This is a genomic window from Streptomyces sp. NPDC059256 (assembly GCF_042753785.1).
In the GTDB taxonomy this organism is placed as follows: domain Bacteria; phylum Actinomycetota; class Actinomycetes; order Streptomycetales; family Streptomycetaceae; genus Streptomyces.
Window position 1 is genome coordinate 128,697 of record NZ_JBHYZO010000012.1, and the last position, 17,551, is coordinate 146,247.

General features: G+C 69.3%; 17 protein-coding genes. 16 read left to right on the plus strand and 1 reads right to left on the minus strand.

All coding sequences use genetic code 11. The features are described from left to right. Positions 1–117: 117 nt before the first annotated feature. The 4 genes from ACFXJL_RS24130 to nusB all read left to right on the plus strand — a co-directional run bounded on the left by ACFXJL_RS24130 (position 118) and on the right by nusB (position 3,364). A complete protein-coding gene (locus ACFXJL_RS24130; protein ID WP_384695523.1) occupies positions 118–1,062 on the plus strand; it encodes an AAA family ATPase in 945 nt (314 codons plus the stop codon). A 159-nt stretch (positions 1,063–1,221) separates the two neighbouring features. Continuing rightward, a complete protein-coding gene (locus ACFXJL_RS24135) occupies positions 1,222–2,316 on the plus strand; it encodes an aminopeptidase P family protein (protein ID WP_384695602.1) in 1,095 nt (364 codons plus the stop codon). 50 nt (positions 2,317–2,366) lie between these two features. Beyond that, positions 2,367–2,933, plus strand: coding sequence for an elongation factor P (gene efp / locus ACFXJL_RS24140; protein WP_329015879.1), 567 nt, complete (start codon positions 2,367–2,369; stop codon positions 2,931–2,933). A 2-nt stretch (positions 2,934–2,935) separates the two neighbouring features. Beyond that, positions 2,936–3,364 (plus strand): transcription antitermination factor NusB, encoded by a 429-nt coding sequence (gene nusB / locus ACFXJL_RS24145; RefSeq protein ID WP_358879197.1) that lies wholly within the window; start codon positions 2,936–2,938, stop codon positions 3,362–3,364. Between the two features lie 196 nt (positions 3,365–3,560). Here nusB and bldD read toward each other — a convergent pair whose 3' ends face one another. Then, positions 3,561–4,061 carry a transcriptional regulator BldD gene (bldD, locus tag ACFXJL_RS24150; RefSeq protein WP_250923799.1) on the minus strand — a complete coding sequence of 167 codons (501 nt, stop codon included), beginning with the start codon at positions 4,059–4,061 and terminating at the stop codon, positions 3,561–3,563. A 276-nt stretch (positions 4,062–4,337) separates the two neighbouring features. On the opposite strand from bldD, the gene pyrR reads away from it, so the two are divergent. From pyrR to coaBC, 12 genes are all read left to right on the plus strand, one after another. Then, a complete protein-coding gene (pyrR, locus tag ACFXJL_RS24155) occupies positions 4,338–4,967 on the plus strand; it encodes a bifunctional pyr operon transcriptional regulator/uracil phosphoribosyltransferase PyrR (protein WP_384695527.1) in 630 nt (209 codons plus the stop codon). Positions 4,968–5,136: 169 nt separating this feature from the next. Next, on the plus strand, positions 5,137–6,117 hold the full coding sequence (locus tag ACFXJL_RS24160) for an aspartate carbamoyltransferase catalytic subunit (RefSeq protein ID WP_329015872.1): 981 nt from the start codon (positions 5,137–5,139) through the stop codon (positions 6,115–6,117). Positions 6,118–6,119: 2 nt separating this feature from the next. Then, on the plus strand, positions 6,120–7,406 hold the full coding sequence (locus ACFXJL_RS24165) for a dihydroorotase (protein ID WP_384695530.1): 1,287 nt from the start codon (positions 6,120–6,122) through the stop codon (positions 7,404–7,406). Then, on the plus strand, positions 7,403–7,981 hold the full coding sequence (locus tag ACFXJL_RS24170; RefSeq protein ID WP_358879194.1) for a hypothetical protein: 579 nt from the start codon (positions 7,403–7,405) through the stop codon (positions 7,979–7,981). The genes ACFXJL_RS24165 and ACFXJL_RS24170 overlap by 4 nt, the downstream gene beginning before the upstream one ends. Further along, positions 7,978–9,114, plus strand: coding sequence for a glutamine-hydrolyzing carbamoyl-phosphate synthase small subunit (carA, locus tag ACFXJL_RS24175; protein WP_384640115.1), 1,137 nt, complete (start codon positions 7,978–7,980; stop codon positions 9,112–9,114). Before ACFXJL_RS24170 ends, carA begins: the two co-directional genes overlap by 4 nt. Next, complete coding sequence (gene carB, locus ACFXJL_RS24180) at positions 9,107–12,415, plus strand: carbamoyl-phosphate synthase large subunit (protein ID WP_384640112.1); 3,309 nt, start codon at positions 9,107–9,109, stop codon at positions 12,413–12,415. Before carA ends, carB begins: the two co-directional genes overlap by 8 nt. Before the next feature lie 56 nt (positions 12,416–12,471). Next, positions 12,472–13,593, plus strand: a complete 1,122-nt coding sequence (locus tag ACFXJL_RS24185; protein ID WP_383537627.1) for a quinone-dependent dihydroorotate dehydrogenase — start codon at positions 12,472–12,474, stop codon at positions 13,591–13,593. Next, on the plus strand, positions 13,590–14,420 hold the full coding sequence (pyrF, locus tag ACFXJL_RS24190; protein ID WP_358879190.1) for an orotidine-5'-phosphate decarboxylase: 831 nt from the start codon (positions 13,590–13,592) through the stop codon (positions 14,418–14,420). The genes ACFXJL_RS24185 and pyrF overlap by 4 nt, the downstream gene beginning before the upstream one ends. A gap of 301 nt (positions 14,421–14,721) precedes the next feature. Next, the gene (locus tag ACFXJL_RS24195) at positions 14,722–15,045 is read left to right on the plus strand and encodes an integration host factor (protein ID WP_329015847.1); all 324 of its coding nucleotides are present in this window, start codon (positions 14,722–14,724) and stop codon (positions 15,043–15,045) included. A gap of 38 nt (positions 15,046–15,083) precedes the next feature. After that, positions 15,084–15,656 (plus strand): guanylate kinase, encoded by a 573-nt coding sequence (gene gmk / locus ACFXJL_RS24200; protein ID WP_358879189.1) that lies wholly within the window; start codon positions 15,084–15,086, stop codon positions 15,654–15,656. 152 nt (positions 15,657–15,808) lie between these two features. Next, positions 15,809–16,081, plus strand: a complete 273-nt coding sequence (gene rpoZ, locus ACFXJL_RS24205; protein ID WP_329015842.1) for a DNA-directed RNA polymerase subunit omega — start codon at positions 15,809–15,811, stop codon at positions 16,079–16,081. 116 nt (positions 16,082–16,197) lie between these two features. Continuing rightward, entirely contained in the window at positions 16,198–17,400 is a 1,203-nt protein-coding gene (coaBC, locus tag ACFXJL_RS24210; protein ID WP_358879188.1) for a bifunctional phosphopantothenoylcysteine decarboxylase/phosphopantothenate--cysteine ligase CoaBC, read from the plus strand. Positions 17,401–17,551: the final 151 nt, after the last annotated feature.

Below are 17,551 nucleotides of genomic sequence, written 5' to 3' on the forward strand. Positions count from 1 at the left end.
GGGCACTTCACGGAGTCCCCGGCCGTTGTTCCCGAGACGGCCGGGGTACCGTTCGTTGGCACGGCAGCATGGGCGCTGTCCGACCAGCGTCAGTCAGACGAGACGGAGTGGCACCGGATGCACTACGCAGTGGGAGGTCCGCTGCCGCCGCCCCCTCCGGGGCGTGGACCGCAGGCACCGAGCGCTTCCGGCGGGCAGTCGCCCGCTGCTCCCGCGCCAGGCCCTTATCCAGGCGCCTATCCCGGGGCACCTGTGCCGCCACCGGGCCCGCCACCGCCCGTGGGGCCACCACCTCCGCACGGCCCACCGCCACCGCCGACCGCCCCAGGGCACCCCGTGCCCGGTGCCCAGCACCCGGGCCAGGGCCGTCCCGCGCCCGGTTGGACTGCGCCACCGCCACCGCCACCGAGGGCCGCACAGCCCGAGGTCACGGGACACATCTCCCTGCCACCGGGCGGTCCGGTCGACCTGCCCGTCCCACCCACCGCAGAGACGGGGACGGGAGCGGCGACGCTCGCCGTCCTGCTGATCGGGCCCGCCGGCGCGGGCAAGACGACCGTCGCGCGCCACTGGGCCACCCGACGGCGGGTACCCACCGCGCACATCAGCCTGGACGATGTACGGGAGTGGGTCCGTTCCGGCTTCGCCGACCCCCAGTCCGGGTGGAACGACCACTCCGAGGCGCAGTATCGGCTGGCCCGTCGCACCTGCGGTTTCGCCGCCCGGAACTTCCTGGCCAACGGCATCTCCTGCATCCTCGACGACGCAGTCTTCCCGGACCGTCCGGTGGTGGGACTGGGCGGCTGGAAGCGCCATGTGGGTCCGGGGCTGCTGCCGGTGGTCCTCCTGCCCGGTCTTGAGGTCGTCCTGGAGCGGAACGCCGAGCGCAGGGGCAACCGTCGGTTGTCGGACGAGGAGGTGGCGAGCATCCACGGCCGGATGGCGGGGTGGTACGGCTCGGGCCTGCCGATCATCGACAACTCCACGTACGACGTGGAGACCACGGCCCGCGTGCTGGACGAGGTGCTCGCCAGGGCCATAGCCAGCCCGCCCAACTGGTAGTCGCCGGCCGTACCCACCGAGTGGTCGAAGGGCCCCGGACGCCTGGGGGATCCGGGCGTCGGCCGGTCGCCCCGCGGTGCCCGGACCCCGGTCGGACGCACTGGCCGGGCCGTCTCGGCGGCCCGGTCGTACGCTCGGAACATGGCAGAGGCGTCTGGGATGCAAGAGGTCCGGCGTAACCGGCTGCGCGAGCGCTGTGGGGCCAGCGGCAACAGCGGCGCCCTCATCTCCCGACCCACCAACGTGCGCTACCTCGCGGGTGCCACTCCTCCCGGTGCCGTGCTCCTCGTCGGACCCACCGAAGACGTCCTCCTGTGCCCCCGCACCCCCGCCGATGCGGGGGACAACAGGGTCGACGAGCCGCTCAGACTCACCGTCCTGCCCTCGTCCGGCGGGGATCTCGCGGTGGCAGCCGCCGAGCTGGCCTGCGGCGCCCGGATCGAGACCCTCGCCGTCGAGGAACACCACCTCACCGTCGCCCGGCACCGGGCCATCGGTGCAGCCGCACCTCGGTTGCACCTGGCCGACCTGGGGATGGCCGTCGAGCAGCAGCGGATGGTGAAGGACGAGGAGGAGATCGCCTCCTTGCGCATCGCCGCCGAAATCACCGACCAGGCGTTGGGCGAACTGCTGGAGTCCATCCTGGTGGGTCGTACCGAACGCCATCTCGCCCTGGAGCTGGAGCGCCGTCTCATCGACCACGGCGCTGACGGCGCGGCGTTCCCCACGTCCGTCGCCACCGGACCGAACTCAGGGCGCCGTGGGCACCGCCCCACGGACCGACGGGTCGAGGAGGGTGATTTCCTCTCTGTCTGCGTCGGCGCCGACTACCGCGGCTATCGCTGTGAGATCGGTCGTACGTTCGTCATCGGCACCTCTCCCGCGGACTGGCAGATCGAACTGTACGATCTGGTCTTCGCCGCTCAGAGGGGGGCCAGAGAGGCTCTGACGCCCGGCGCGGCGTGCCGTGACGTGGATCGGGCCGCGCGGCAGATCCTGGCCGCCGCAGGCCATGGAGAGGGCCTCGCCCCCCTGACCGGGCACGGTGTGGGGCTCGAAATCGACGAGGACCCGCAGTTGACTCCTGATGCCATGGGTAAACTGGACGCTTGCGTGCCGGTCACCGTCGAACCGGGGGTCCACCTCCCGGGCCGGGGCGGCGTCCGGATCGATGACACGCTCGTCGTACGCCAGGAGGCGGACGGCGGACCCGAGCTACTCACCATCACGACCAAGGAGCTGCTCGCGCTCTAGCGCGCGCCTCACGGTCGTCCACCAGCGTCAGTCCAGGAGATTCCGCAACCGTGGCTTCCACGAACGACCTCAAGAACGGCATGGTGCTCAAGCTCGACAACGGCCAGCTCTGGTCCGTCGTCGAGTTCCAGCACGTCAAGCCCGGCAAGGGCCCGGCCTTTGTGCGCACCAAGCTCAAGAACGTGCTGTCCGGCAAGATCGTCGACAAGACGTTCAACGCCGGCGTGAAGGTCGAGACGGCCACCGTCGACCGCCGCGATATGCAGTTCTCGTACATGGACGGCGACTACTTCGTCTTCATGGACATGCAGACCTACGACCAGCTGCACGTGGCGCGCGCCGCCGTGGGTGACGCCGCGAACTTCCTGATCGAGGGCTTTGAGGCCACCGTCGCCACGCACGAGGGCGAGGTGCTCTACGTGGAGCTGCCGGCCGCCGTCGAGCTGGTCATCCAGGAGACCGAGCCGGGTGTCCAGGGCGACCGTTCCACGGGCGGCACCAAGCCGGCCACCTTGGTGACCGGCTACACCGTCCAGGTCCCGCTGTTCATCACCACCGGTGAGAAGATCAAGGTCGACACCCGCTCCGGCGACTACCTCAGCCGGGTGAACAGCTAACCGTGGCCGCCCGCAACAAGGCCCGCAAGCGCGCCTTCCAGATCCTTTTCGAGGCCGACCAGCGCGGGGCGTCCGTGCAGACGGTCCTCGCCGACTGGATTCGGCACGCGCGGACCGACACCCGGCAGCCTCCGGTCACCGAGTACACGATGGAACTGGTCGAGGGGTACGCGGAGTACGCGGACCGGATCGACGAGCTCATCGCCACCTACTCCGTGGACTGGGAGCTGGATCGGATGCCGGTCGTCGACCGGAACATCATTCGTCTCGGCGCCTATGAACTGGTGTGGGTGGACGGGACACCCGATGCGGTGGTCATCGACGAGGCGGTGGAGCTCGCCAAGGAGTTCTCCACGGATGAGTCCCCGTCGTTCGTGAACGGCATGCTGGGTCGGTTCAAGGAGCTCAAGCCGAATCTGCGCCGCGACTGACCGCGGCCGGACACCGGTCGTCCCGGGCCCGGGACGGATAGCTGCAAAGCCTTCCGTCCCGGGCCCGACGCATGGGCCGAGAGTGGCCGGAAAACGTCTCAGGGTGCATCCGCGGTCTACGGATGCACCCTGAGATGTGACGTTTCTCCTCGGAGGCTGCGGCCCCCTCGGGAGCCTGGGAAGCCCGGCAGCCGGCTCAGCTGTCCTCGTGACTGACCGCGCGGCGCGCGTCCGCGTCCAACACGCCCCAGCTGATCAGCTGCTCGGTGAGGACCGACGGGGACTGGTCGTAGATGACGGCCAGGGTGCGCAGGTCGTCCTGTCGGATGGAGAGGACCTTGCCGTTGTAGTCGCCGCGCTGGGACTGGATCGTGGCGGCGTAGCGCTGGAGCGGACCGGCCTTCTCCTGCGGCACGTGGGCGAGCCGCTCCAGGTCCAGCACCAGCTTCGGCGGCGGCTCGGCGGCACCGCCGGGCGTGGTCCCGGGAAGCAGCTCCTGCACCGGGACGCCGTAGAAGTCAGCCAGCTCGGCCAGGCGCTGCACGGTCACGGCGCGGTCGCCACGCTCGTACGAACCGACCACCACGGCCTTCCAGCGGCCCTGGGACTTCTCTTCCACGCCGTGGAGGGACAGGCCCTGCTGGGTGCGGATGGCACGGAGCTTGGCCCCGAGCTGCTTTGCGTATTCGCTGGACATATAGCTCCCCGGACGAAGTCTGGTAACTCACTGTGAGGTTACGCAGCGTTACTTGGATGCGTCAAGCCGAATGGGTCCGGACCGGTCTGTTGTCATGATCGGGACCGACCTGGTCCCAGGGTCCCCCATACCGGCTCGCCCCGCGCCTCCGGGGCTGCCTTCCGGGGGTTGGCAGCCCGCCGACGGGGTACCCGCAGGGCCCTGATACCGTGGGTAGCGCAATTTCGACGTCCTTTAAGGTCCGTCCCGTGAGGCGGAGAAGGAGGTCCGTTTCGTATGGACACGCACGACACGCACGACGCACGCGACACATCCGGCACACTCAGCACACCCAACAAACACAGCCCCGATGCCGCGCGGCCCGTTCTTGAGGCCCCCGACATCGCGCGGGTACTGACCCGCATCGCCCACGAGATCGTCGAACGCGCCAAGGGCGCCGACGACGTCGTCCTCCTCGGCATCCCCACCCGCGGTGTCTTCCTCGCCCGCCGGCTGGCCGAGAAGCTCGAAGAGATCACCGGTCGCACGATCCCCGTCGGCTCCCTCGACATCACCATGTACCGGGACGACCTGCGGCTGCGGCCCGCCCGCGCGCTCGCCCGCACCGACATCCCCGCCGACGGCATCGACGGCCGGCTCGTCGTGCTCGTCGACGACGTGCTGTTCTCCGGTCGGACCATTCGCGCCGCACTCGACGCCCTCGGGGACATCGGCCGGCCACGCGCCGTCCAACTCGCCGTCCTCGTCGACCGCGGCCACCGAGAGCTCCCGATCCGCGCCGACTACGTGGGCAAGAACCTCCCCACGTCGCTGCGCGAGACCGTCAAGGTCCAGCTGGCCGAAGAGGACGGTCGCGACACCGTGCTGCTCGGACTGCGGGAGACCGCCCCCCTCGCCGGACCGTAGCCCCACGAATCCGAGCGTCCACGAACCCCGTCGAGCTCCGCACCCCACCGACACCGACCGGTGGGGTCGCACACCCGCATGTCCAGCAGCGCCGAGGGCCTGCGGGGTCCAGGCACCGCGGGTGACCCCCGCGAGCCCCCGCACCCACCGCCGACACACCGGAGCACAGATGAAGCATCACCTCATCTCGGCCGCCGACCTCACCCGCGATGACGCCGTCCTCCTCCTCGACACCGCCGAGGAGATGGCCCGGGTCGCCGACCGGCCGATCAAGAAGCTGCCCACCCTGCGCGGCCGTACCGTCGTCAACCTCTTCTTCGAGGACTCGACCCGGACCCGCATCTCCTTCGAAGCCGCCGCGAAGCGACTCTCCGCCGACGTGATCAACTTCTCCGCCAAGGGCTCATCGGTCTCCAAGGGCGAATCCCTGAAGGACACCGCACTGACCCTGGAGGCGATGGGCGCGGACGCCGTGGTCATCCGCCACCACGCCTCCGGCGCGCCTTACCGGTTGGCGAACTCCGGCTGGATCGACGGCGCGGTCGTCAACGCGGGCGACGGCACCCACGAACACCCGACCCAGGCCCTGCTGGACGCCTTCACCATGCGCCGACGGCTGGTCGGTCGGGACATCGGACTCGGCCAGGACCTCTCCGGCCGCCGCATCACGATCGTCGGCGACGTCCTGCACAGCCGGGTCGCCCGCTCCAACGTGCTGCTGCTGAACACCCTGGGCGCCGAAGTCACCCTGGTCGCCCCGCCCACCCTGGTGCCCGTCGGCGTCGAGAGCTGGCCCTGCGAGATCAGCTACGACCTCGACCGGGTGCTCCCCAAGTCCGACGCCGTGATGATGCTGAGGGTGCAGCGGGAGCGGATGAACGCCGCCTTCTTCCCCACCGAGCGCGAGTACGCGCGCCGCTACGGCCTCAACGGCGAGCGCATGGCCCGCATGCCCGAACACTCCATCGTGATGCACCCCGGCCCGATGAACCGCGGCATGGAGATCACCGCGGAGGTCGCCGACTCCGATCGCTGCACCGCGGTCGAACAGGTCGCCAACGGCGTGTCCATCCGGATGGCCGTCCTTTATCTGCTGCTCGGCGGCGTCGAGCCCGCCGTCACCCACTCGCGTATCGAGGAGACCAAGTAAAGATGAGCAAGATCCTTATTCGCGGTGCGAAGGTGCTCGGCGGCGAGTCGCAGGACGTGCTGATCGACGGCGACACCATCGCCGAGGTCGCCGACTTCATCGAAGCCGGCGATGCGACCGTCATCGAAGCGGAAGGCCGCGTCCTGCTCCCCGGCCTCGTGGACCTCCACACCCATCTGCGGGAGCCCGGCCGCGAGGACTCCGAGACGGTCCTCACCGGCACCCGCGCGGCGGCCATCGGCGGCTTCACCGCCGTCCACGCCATGGCCAACACCTTCCCCGTCGCCGACACCGCCGGCGTGGTCGAGCAGGTCTACCGGCTCGGCAAGGAGTCCGGCTACTGCGACGTCCAGCCCGTCGGCGCGGTCACCGTGGGCCTGGAAGGCAAGCAGCTCGCCGAGCTCGGGGCCATGCACGACTCCGCCGCCGGGGTGAAGGTCTTCTCCGACGACGGCAAGTGCGTCGACGACGCCGTGATCATGCGGCGCGCGCTGGAGTACGTGAAGGCGTTCGACGGAGTCATCGCCCAGCACGCCCAGGAGCCCCGACTCACCGAGGGCGCCCAGATGAACGAGGGCGTCGTCTCCGCCGAACTCGGACTCGGTGGCTGGCCCGCCGTCGCCGAGGAGTCGATCATCGCCCGCGACGTCCTCCTCGCCGCCCACGTCGGCTCGCGCGTCCACATCTGCCATCTGTCCACCGCGGGCTCCGTCGAGATCGTCCGCTGGGCCAAGTCCAAGGGCTGGGACGTCACCGCCGAGGTCACCCCGCACCACCTGCTCCTCACCGATGAGTTGGTGCGCACCTACGACCCCGTCTACAAGGTGAACCCGCCGCTGCGCACCCAGGCCGACGTACTGGCGCTGCGCGAGGCGCTGGCCGACGGCACCATCGACTGCGTCGCCACCGACCACGCCCCGCACCCGCACGAGGACAAGGACTGCGAGTGGGGCGCGGCGGCCATGGGCATGGTCGGCCTGGAGACCGCGCTGTCCGTCGTCCAGGAGACGATGGTGGAGACGGGACTGCTGGACTGGGCGGCGGTCGCCGACCGGATGTCCTTCCGCCCCGCCGTGATCGGACGCCTTGAGGGCCACGGCCGTCCCATCTCGGCTGGCGAGCCCGCGAACCTCACCCTCGTCGATCCGGCATACCGTGGGACGGTGGACCCCGCGGGCTTCGCCTCCCGCAGCCGCAACACCCCCTACCAGGGCCGTGAGCTGCCGGGACGCGTCACCCACACCTTCCTGCGGGGCCGGGCAACGGTCGTCGACGGGAAACTCGCGTGACATCAATCACCACCATCGCAGCCGGTATCGGCATCGCCGCGGAGAAGAAGTCCGCGGAGGTGACCGACTGGGCGGCCCGCATCGGCTGGGTCGTGGGACTGCTGGTCTTCATCGCCCTCGTCTACTGGCTGATGCGCCAGGGCTGGAAGTGGCGCGGGAGTCTCCAGTCAGGACTGCCGCCGCTGCACACCGCGCCGGCACAGCAGGGCCCCGCCCAGCTGGAGCTGACCGGTCGCTACCACGGCTCCACCACCGCGGGCCAGTGGCTGGACCGGATCGTCGCCCACGGCCTCGGCGTCCGCAGCCGGGTCGAGCTCACCCTGACCGATGCGGGGCTGACCGTGCTCCGACCGGGGGCGAGCGACTTCTTCGTCCCTCGCGAGGCGCTGCGCGAGGCCCGTCTCGACAAGGGCATCGCGGGCAAGGTCCTCACCGAGGGCGGGCTGCTCGTCATCACCTGGACGCACGGCGAAACGCTGATCGACTCCGGTTTCCGCTCTGAGCGGGCGGCCGAACACAACGAGTGGGTCACCACCCTGAACCACCTGATCAAAACGACGGAAGGCGCACGATGACCACCTCCACCAGGGGAGCCGCCCAAGCTCCCGCCGTACTCGTCCTGGAGGACGGCCGCACCTTCCGCGGCCGTGCCTACGGGGCCGTGGGGGAGACCTTCGGCGAGGCGGTCTTCAACACCGGGATGACCGGCTACCAGGAGACCCTGACGGACCCCTCGTACCACCGTCAGGTCGTCGTCATGACCGCGCCGCACATCGGGAACACCGGTGTCAACGACGAGGACGACGAGTCGAAGCGGATCTGGGTCGCCGGCTATGTCGTGCGCGACCCCGCCCGCGTTCCGTCGAACTGGCGCTCCCGGCGCACCCTCGACGAGGAGCTCACCACCCAGGGCGTCGTCGGCATCAGCGGCATCGACACCCGCGCCCTCACCCGCCATCTGCGCGAGCGTGGTGCCATGCGGGTCGGCATCTTCTCCGGTGGCGCGATCGCCGATGACGCCACCCTCCTCGCCCGGGTGCAGGAATCGCCCCAGATGACCGGCGCGAACCTCTCCGCTGAGGTCGCCACTGCCGAGAGCTATGTGGTCCCGGCGATCGGCACCAAGCGCTTCACCGTCGCCGCGCTCGACCTCGGCATCAAGGGCATGACCCCGCACCGGATGGCCGAACGCGGCATCGAGGTGCACGTCCTGCCGGCCACCGCCACCGCCGAGGAGGTGTACGCCCTCCAGCCCGACGGTGTGTTCCTCTCCAACGGCCCCGGCGACCCCGCCACCGCGGACCTCACCGTCATCAAGGCCGTCCTGGAGCGGAAGACCCCGCTGTTCGGCATCTGCTTCGGCAACCAGCTCCTGGGCCGTGCACTCGGCTTCGGCACCTACAAGCTGAAGTACGGCCACCGCGGCATCAACCAGCCGGTGCAGGACCGTTCCACCGGCAAGGTCGAGGTCACCGCCCACAACCACGGATTCGCCGTCGACGCCCCGCTCGACAAGGTCTCCGACACCCCCTACGGCCGTGCCGAGGTCTCCCACGTGTGTCTCAATGACAACGTGGTGGAGGGTCTCCAGCTGCTCGACCAGCCGGCCTTCAGCGTCCAGTACCACCCCGAAGCAGCCGCGGGCCCGCACGACGCCGCGTACCTGTTCGACCGCTTCGTATCCCTGATGGAGGGCCAGCGTGCCTAAGCGCACCGACATCCAGTCCGTCCTGGTCATCGGCTCTGGCCCGATCGTCATCGGACAGGCCGCCGAGTTCGACTACTCCGGCACCCAAGCCTGTCGCGTCCTCAAGTCCGAGGGCCTGCGGGTCATCCTCGTCAACTCCAACCCGGCCACGATCATGACCGACCCGGAGATCGCCGACGCCACCTACGTGGAGCCGATCACCCCCGAGTTCGTCGAGAAGATCATCGCCAAGGAGCGCCCCGACGCGCTCCTGCCCACCCTCGGTGGTCAGACCGCGCTCAACACCGCGATCTCCATGCACGAGCAGGGCGTGCTGGAGAAGTACGGCGTCGAACTGATCGGCGCCAACGTCGAGGCCATCCACAAGGGCGAGGACCGCGACCTCTTCAAGGGCGTCGTCGACGCGGTGCGGCAGAAGATCGGCCACGGCGAGTCCGCCCGGTCCGTCATCTGCCACTCCATGGACGACATCATCAAGGGCGTCGACACCCTCGGCGGCTACCCCGTCGTCGTACGCCCCTCTTTCACCATGGGCGGCGCCGGCTCCGGCTTCGCCCACGACGAGGACGAACTGCGCCGGATCGCCGGCCAGGGGCTGACGCTCTCCCCGACCACCGAGGTCCTTCTGGAGGAGTCCATCCTCGGTTGGAAGGAGTACGAACTGGAGCTGATGCGCGACAAGCACGACAACGTCGTCGTGGTCTGCTCCATCGAGAACTTCGACCCCATGGGCGTCCACACCGGCGACTCGATCACCGTGGCCCCCGCGATGACCCTCACCGACCGCGAGTACCAGCGGCTGCGCGACATCGGCATCGCGATCATCCGCGAGGTCGGCGTGGACACCGGCGGCTGCAACATCCAGTTCGCCATCGACCCCGAAGACGGCCGCATCATCGTCATCGAGATGAACCCCCGGGTCTCCCGCTCCTCCGCGCTCGCGTCCAAGGCCACCGGCTTCCCCATCGCCAAGATCGCCGCCAGGCTCGCCGTCGGCTACACGCTCGACGAGATCCCCAACGACATCACCGAGAAGACCCCGGCCTCCTTCGAGCCCACCCTCGACTACGTCGTCGTCAAGGCACCGCGCTTCGCCTTCGAGAAGTTCCCCTCCGCGGATTCCACCCTCACCACCACCATGAAGTCGGTGGGCGAGGCCATGGCGATCGGACGGAACTTCACCGAAGCGCTCCAAAAGGCCCTGCGCTCGCTGGAGAAGAAGGGCAGTCAGTTCGACTTCGTCGGCGACCCCGGCGACAAGGACGAACTGCTGCGCGAGGCGGTGCGCCCCACCGACGGCCGCATCAACACCGTCATGCAGGCCATCCGCGCCGGCGCCACTCCGGAAGAGGTCTTCGACGCCACCAAGATCGACCCGTGGTTCGTCGACCAGCTGTTCCTGATCAAGGAGTACGCCGACGAGCTCGCCGCCGTCGAGAAGCTGGAGCCCCAGCTGCTCGCCGATGCCAAGCGCCACGGCTTCTCGGACGTCCAGATCGCGAACATCCGCGGACTGCGCGAGGACGTCGTCCGCGAGGTCCGACACGCCCTCGGCATCCGCCCGGTCTACAAGACCGTGGACACCTGCGCCGCCGAGTTCGCCGCGAAGACCCCCTACTTCTACTCCTCCTACGACGAGGAGAACGAGGTCGCCCCGCGCGAGAAGCCCGCGGTGATCATCCTCGGCTCGGGCCCCAACCGCATCGGCCAGGGCATCGAGTTCGACTACTCCTGTGTCCACGCCTCCTTCGCCCTGAGCGAGGCCGGCTACGAGACCGTGATGGTCAACTGCAACCCCGAGACCGTCTCCACCGACTACGACACCTCCGACCGGCTCTACTTCGAGCCGCTCACCCTGGAGGACGTCCTGGAGATCGTGCACGCCGAATCCCAGGCCGGGCCGATCGCCGGAGTCATCGTCCAGCTCGGCGGTCAGACCCCGCTGGGTCTCGCACAGGCCCTCAAGGACAACGGCGTACCGGTCGTCGGCACCTCCCCGGAGGCCATCCACGCGGCAGAGGACCGCGGCGCCTTCGGCCGCGTCCTCCAGGAGGCGGGCCTTCCCGCCCCCAAGCACGGCACCGCCACCACCTTCGCCGAGGCCAAGGCCATCGCCGACGAGATCGGCTACCCCGTCCTCGTACGCCCCTCCTACGTCCTCGGCGGACGCGGCATGGAGATCGTCTACGAGCAGGCCCGGCTGGAGTCCTACATCGCCGAGTCCACCGAGATCAGCCCCACCCGGCCGGTCCTGGTGGACCGCTTCCTCGACGACGCCATCGAAATCGACGTCGACGCCCTCTACGACGGTGACGAGCTGTACCTCGGCGGAGTCATGGAGCACATCGAGGAGGCCGGCATCCACTCCGGCGACTCGGCCTGCGCCCTGCCCCCGATCACCCTCGGCGGCTTCGACATCAAGCGGCTGCGCGCCTCCACCGAGGCCATCGCCCACGGCGTCGGAGTCCGCGGGCTGATCAACATCCAGTTCGCCCTGGCCGGGGACATCCTCTACGTCCTCGAAGCCAACCCGCGTGCTTCGCGGACCGTGCCCTTCACCTCCAAGGCGACCGCCGTACCGCTCGCCAAGGCCGCCGCCCGCATCTCGCTCGGCGCCACCATCGCCGAACTGCGCGCCGAGGGACTGCTGCCCGCCGAGGGCGACGGCGGCACCCTGCCGATGGACGCACCCATCTCCGTCAAGGAGGCGGTGATGCCGTGGTCGCGCTTCCGCGACATCCACGGTCGGGGCGTCGACACCATCCTCGGCCCGGAGATGCGCTCCACCGGCGAGGTCATGGGCATCGACACCGTCTTCGGCACCGCCTACGCCAAGTCCCAGGCCGGCGCCTACGGGCCGCTGCCCACCAAGGGCCGCGCGTTCATCTCCGTCGCCAACCGCGACAAGCGCTCGATGATCTTCCCCGCGCGTGAACTCGTCGCCCACGGGTTCGAGCTGCTGGCCACCTCCGGCACCGCCGAGGTCCTCAAGCGCAACGGCATCAACGCGACCGTCGTCCGCAAGCAGAGCGAGGGCGAAGGCCCGAACGGCGAGCGGACCATCGTGCAGCTGATCCACGACGGCGAAGTGGACCTCATCGTCAACACCCCGTACGGAACCGGTGGCCGGCTCGACGGCTACGACATCCGTACCGCCGCCGTCGCGCGCTCGGTCCCGTGCCTCACCACGGTCCAGGCGCTCGCCGCCGCCGTCCAGGGCATCGACGCGCTGGGCCGCGGGGACGTGGGCGTCCGCTCCCTCCAGGAACACGCAGAGCATCTGACCGCCGCCCGAGCCTAGTCGCGGAACAGGGGGACACCGATCAACGCGGTGTCCCCCTCTCCATGAGGACCCCCATGTACAAGCTGCTCTTCAACCTCGTCTTTCGGTGGATGGACCCGGAGAAGGCCCATCACCTGGCCTTCCGCTGGATCAGGCTCGCCGCGGCCACACCCGTCCTGCGCACCTACCTCACGGCCGTGCTCGCCCCCCGCTACAAGGAACTGCGCACCGAGGCCCTCGGGCTGCGGATGCACGGTCCCTTCGGCCTCGCGGCGGGCTTCGACAAGAACGCCGTGGCCATCGACGGCATGGCCATGCTCGGCTTCGACCACATCGAGATCGGCACGGTCACCGGACTGGCCCAGCCCGGCAACCCCAAGAAGCGCCTCTTCCGGCTGCTGTCCGACCGGGCGCTGATCAACCGCATGGGCTTCAACAACGAGGGCTCGGCCGCGGTCGCCCAGCGACTCGCCGAGCGACGTCCGGTCTTCAAGCCCGTCGTCGGCGTCAACATCGGCAAGACCAAGGTCGTCCCCGAGTCCGAAGCGGTCGACGACTACGTCACATCGGCCGAGCGGCTGGCCCGTCACGCCGACTACCTCGTGGTGAACGTCTCCTCGCCCAACACGCCGGGGCTGCGCAACCTCCAGGCGACGGAGTCGCTGCGCCCGTTGCTCAGCGCGGTGCGCGAGGCCGCCGACCGCACGGTCACCGACCGTCGGGTCCCACTGCTGGTGAAGATCGCCCCCGACCTCGCCGACGAGGACGTGGACGCCGTCGCCGACCTCGCGGTCGAACTCGGCCTCGACGGGATCATCGCCACCAACACCACCATCTCGCGCGACGGGCTGCGCTCCGCCGCCGAGCTGACCGCCGAGACCGGCGGACTCTCCGGAGCCCCCCTCAAGGAGCGCTCCCTTGAGGTGCTGCGCCGGCTGTACGAGAGGGTCGGCGACCGGGTCACCCTGGTCGGCGTCGGAGGCATCGAGAACGCCGAGGACGCCTGGCAGCGCATCCTCGCCGGCGCCACCCTCGTCCAGGGCTACAGCGCGTTCATCTACGAGGGCCCCTTCTGGAGCCGCTCCATCCACAAGGGCCTGGCCGCCCGTCTTGCCGCCAGTCCCCACGCCACCCTCGCCGAAGCCGTCGGCGCCGACACCCGTGACCGCGCCGCCCGGAAGCAGGCCGCCGCATGACCCCCTTCGGTACGCGTCTTCGCACGGCCATGGACACCCGTGGCCCCCTGTGCGTGGGCATCGACCCCCACACCTCGCTCCTGAAGGACTGGGGTCTCGACGACGATGTCGCGGGCCTGGAGCGCTTCACCCGCACGGCCGTGGAGGCGCTGGCCGACCGGGTCGCCGTCCTCAAGCCCCAGTCGGCCTTCTTCGAGCGGTTCGGCTCCCGTGGCATCGCCGTGCTGGAGAAGGCGGTCGAGGAGGCGCGGTCCGCGGGCGCCCTGGTGCTGATGGACGCCAAGCGCGGTGACATCGGGTCCACCATGAACGCCTACGCACAGACGTTCCTCACCCCGGACTCCCCGCTGTTCTCGGACGCCCTCACCGTGTCGCCGTACCTGGGCTTCGGCTCGCTCCGGCCAGCGCTGGACGCTGCCGCTGCCTCCGGCGCGGGTGTCTTCGTGCTCGCGCTGACCTCCAACCCGGAGGGCGCGGAGGTCCAGCGCGCCACCACCGCCGACGGCCGCTCCCTCGCTCAGTTGATGCTGGACCGGATGGCCGCGGAGAACGCCGACGCCCGGCCGATGGGCTCGGTCGGCGCCGTCGTCGGTGCCACCCTGGCCGACGCCGGTGTGGACCTGGCGATCAACGGGCCGCTGCTCGCCCCCGGCATCGGAGCACAGGGGGCGACCCCCGCCGACCTGCCCCGGGTCTTCGGGGACGCCGTGGGCAACGTCCTGCCGAGCGTCAGTCGAGGCGTACTTCGGCACGGACCGGACATCGCGGCGCTGCGGTCCGCCGCGGAGCGCTTCGTCGACGAGACACGGGTGGCGATCGGGGCGTGACGTCCCCTTCGTGCCCTATTGCGCATCGGGGTCAGTTGCCGGCCCGGACGGTCGGGGGAAACGCGCGGCGTCGCCTTGACGGAATCTTGGCGTAAATACCGTTCGTTATGTCGCAAAAGTCCTGGTCGGTTGATGCTGACCAGGACTTTTCGCTTGTTCTCGCTGACGAGAGCGGTGTTGGCCGCTAGTCTCCGTCGAAGAGCGAACGTGCAACTCCGTTGCTCGTCGCTCGCCTGGTGTGGGGCTATGAGGTTCCTCACCGGTCCGTATCCGACAGTTCGACATCCGAGGTGACGTAGGCGTGGCTCTTCCGCCCCTTACCCCTGAACAGCGCGCAGCCGCGCTCGAAAAGGCCGCCGCGGCTCGCCGGGAGCGGGCCGAGGTCAAGAATCGACTCAAGCACTCCGGTGCCTCGCTCCAAGAGGTCATCAAGCAGGGTCAGGAGAACGACGTCATCGGCAAGATGAAGGTCTCCGCCCTCCTTGAGTCCCTGCCCGGCGTGGGCAAGGTCCGCGCCAAGCAGATCATGGAGCGACTGGGCATCTCCGAGAGCCGCCGGGTTCGCGGTCTCGGGTCCAATCAGATCGCGTCCCTGGAGCGCGAGTTCGGCGGCAAGCCCGCCTGACGTTCCCGGGCACTCCTGGGAAGCTGGATAATCGCTGCATGGCAGCAGAGGTACGTCCGCGGTTGACCGTGCTCTCCGGCCCTTCAGGGGTCGGCAAGAGCACGGTCGTCGCGCATATGCGCAAGGTCCACCCCGAGGTCTGGCTCTCGGTGTCGGCCACCACCAGAAAGCCGCGCCCCGGCGAGCGTCACGGCGTGCAGTATTTCTTCGTCAACGACGATGAGTTCGACAAGCTGATCGCCAACGGCGAGCTGCTGGAGTGGGCCGAATTCGCCGGCAACCGCTACGGCACACCGCGTCAGGCGGTACTCCAGCGATTGGAGTCCGGCGAGCCCGTGCTGCTGGAGATCGATCTCCAGGGGGCCCGCCAGGTCAAGGAGTCCATGGCGGATTCGCAACTGGTCTTCCTCGCCCCGCCCAGCTGGGACGAGCTCGTGCGGCGGTTGACGGGCCGGGGCACCGAATCCCCTGAGGTCATCGCGCGCCGACTGGATGCGGCCCGTATCGAACTGGCTGCCGAGTCCGAGTTCGACACCACCCTGGTCAACACCTCCGTCGAGGACGTGGCGCGTGAGCTGCTAGCCTTGCTCAAGGTGTCCGCTGGAGAGTGATCTTTGGCTGTGGAGTCCTTTCCGGCTCCTCATGACTCCACTGGCTCCTCATGGGGGCATGCTCCTCAGGAGCCATGGAGTCGTCTTCGGCCGCGGGGAGTGATCCCCCGACTGCACCACCCGGTTTTTTCCCATCTTTCGGAAGGTAGAGCGTGTCCTCTTCCATTACTGCGCCCGAGGGCATCATCAACCCGCCGATCGACGAGCTGCTTGAGGCCACGGACTCGAAGTACAGCCTCGTGATCTACGCGGCCAAGCGTGCCCGTCAGATCAACGCCTACTACTCCCAGCTGGGCGAGGGCCTGCTGGAGTACGTCGGTCCGCTCGTCGACACTCACGTCCACGAGAAGCCGCTCTCGATCGCCCTGCGTGAGATCAACGCGGGTCTGCTGACCTCCGAGGCCATCGACGGCCCGGCCCAGTAGGGCTGCATCGGAACATCGTCAGAGCACGTTCACCACAGGCCCGGCGGCGCGTCCGTCGGGCCTGTGGTGTGTCATAGGGCGTGCAGGGGAGTACGGGCGACGTGCGGGGAGACGCAGTGGAGAAGCCGAAGATCGTTCTGGGGGTCAGTGGAGGCATCGCCGCCTACAAGGCGTGCGAGCTGCTGCGCAGGCTGACGGAGTCGGGTCATGACGTCAGGGTCGTGCCGACGGCCGCGGCCCTGGAGTTCGTGGGTGCCCCCACCTGGTCGGCCCTTTCGGGGCACCCCGTCTCGACGGAGGTGTGGTCCGATGTGCACGAGGTCGCCCATGTGCGGATCGGGCAGGGCGCCGACCTCGTCGTGGTCGCACCGGCCACGGCCGATCTCCTCGCCAAGGCGGCCCATGGACTGGCCGGGGACCTCCTCACCAACACCTTGCTGACCGCGCGCTGTCCCGTCGTCTTCGCGCCGGCCATGCACACCGAGATGTGGGAGCACCCGGCAACCCAGGAGAACGTCGCCACCCTGCGCAGGCGCGGAGCCGTGGTCATCGAGCCCGCGGTCGGCCGGCTGACCGGGGTGGACACCGGCAAGGGCCGGCTGCCGGACCCGGGAGAGATCTTCGAAGTCTGTCGCCGGGTCCTGGCCCGGGGCGTGGGCGAACGGGATCTGGCCGGCCGTCACGTGGTGATCAGTGCCGGTGGCACCCGTGAGCCCCTCGACCCGGTCCGTTTCCTGGGGAATCGTTCCTCCGGGAAGCAGGGCTACGCCCTCGCCCGTACCGCGGTGGCCCGGGGTGCGCGGGTGACGCTCATCGCTGCCAACACCTCGATGGCGGATCCCGCGGGCGCGGATGTGGTCCGAGTGGGCACCGCCGTGCAGTTGCGGGAGGCCGTGATCAAGGCTGCGGCGGACGCGGACGCCGTGGTGATGGCCGCAGCCGTGGCCGACTTCCGCCCTGCCGAGTACGCCTCCGGCAAGATCAAGAAGAAGGACGGGGCCGACCCGGAGCCCGTGGCGCTGGTACGCAACCCCGATGTGCTCGCCGAGATCTCCGCCGAACGGCTCCGGGCCGATCAGGTGATCGTGGGCTTCGCCGCAGAGACCGACGACGTCCTGGCCAACGGCCGCGAGAAGCTCCGCCGAAAGGGTTGTGACCTGCTGGTCGTCAATGAGGTCGGCGAACGCAAGACATTCGGCTCGGAGGAGAACGAGGCCGTTGTCCTGGCGGCCGACGGCGGTGAGACGCCCGTGCCGCACGGACCCAAGGAAGCCCTCGCGGACATCGTCTGGGATCTGGTGGCGCCGCGGATTCGGTGAGGAACCCCGCTTGTCCGAACTAGTGGAGGAAATCACACGAAGGGCGGCATGCCATCGATCGATTTCGGCCTATTGTCCTGCCCGAAACCTTCCAGCCGCAGGTGAGCGACTTCCCGCCAGACTCCCACGGAGCGAGACAGGTGGTCCGCTG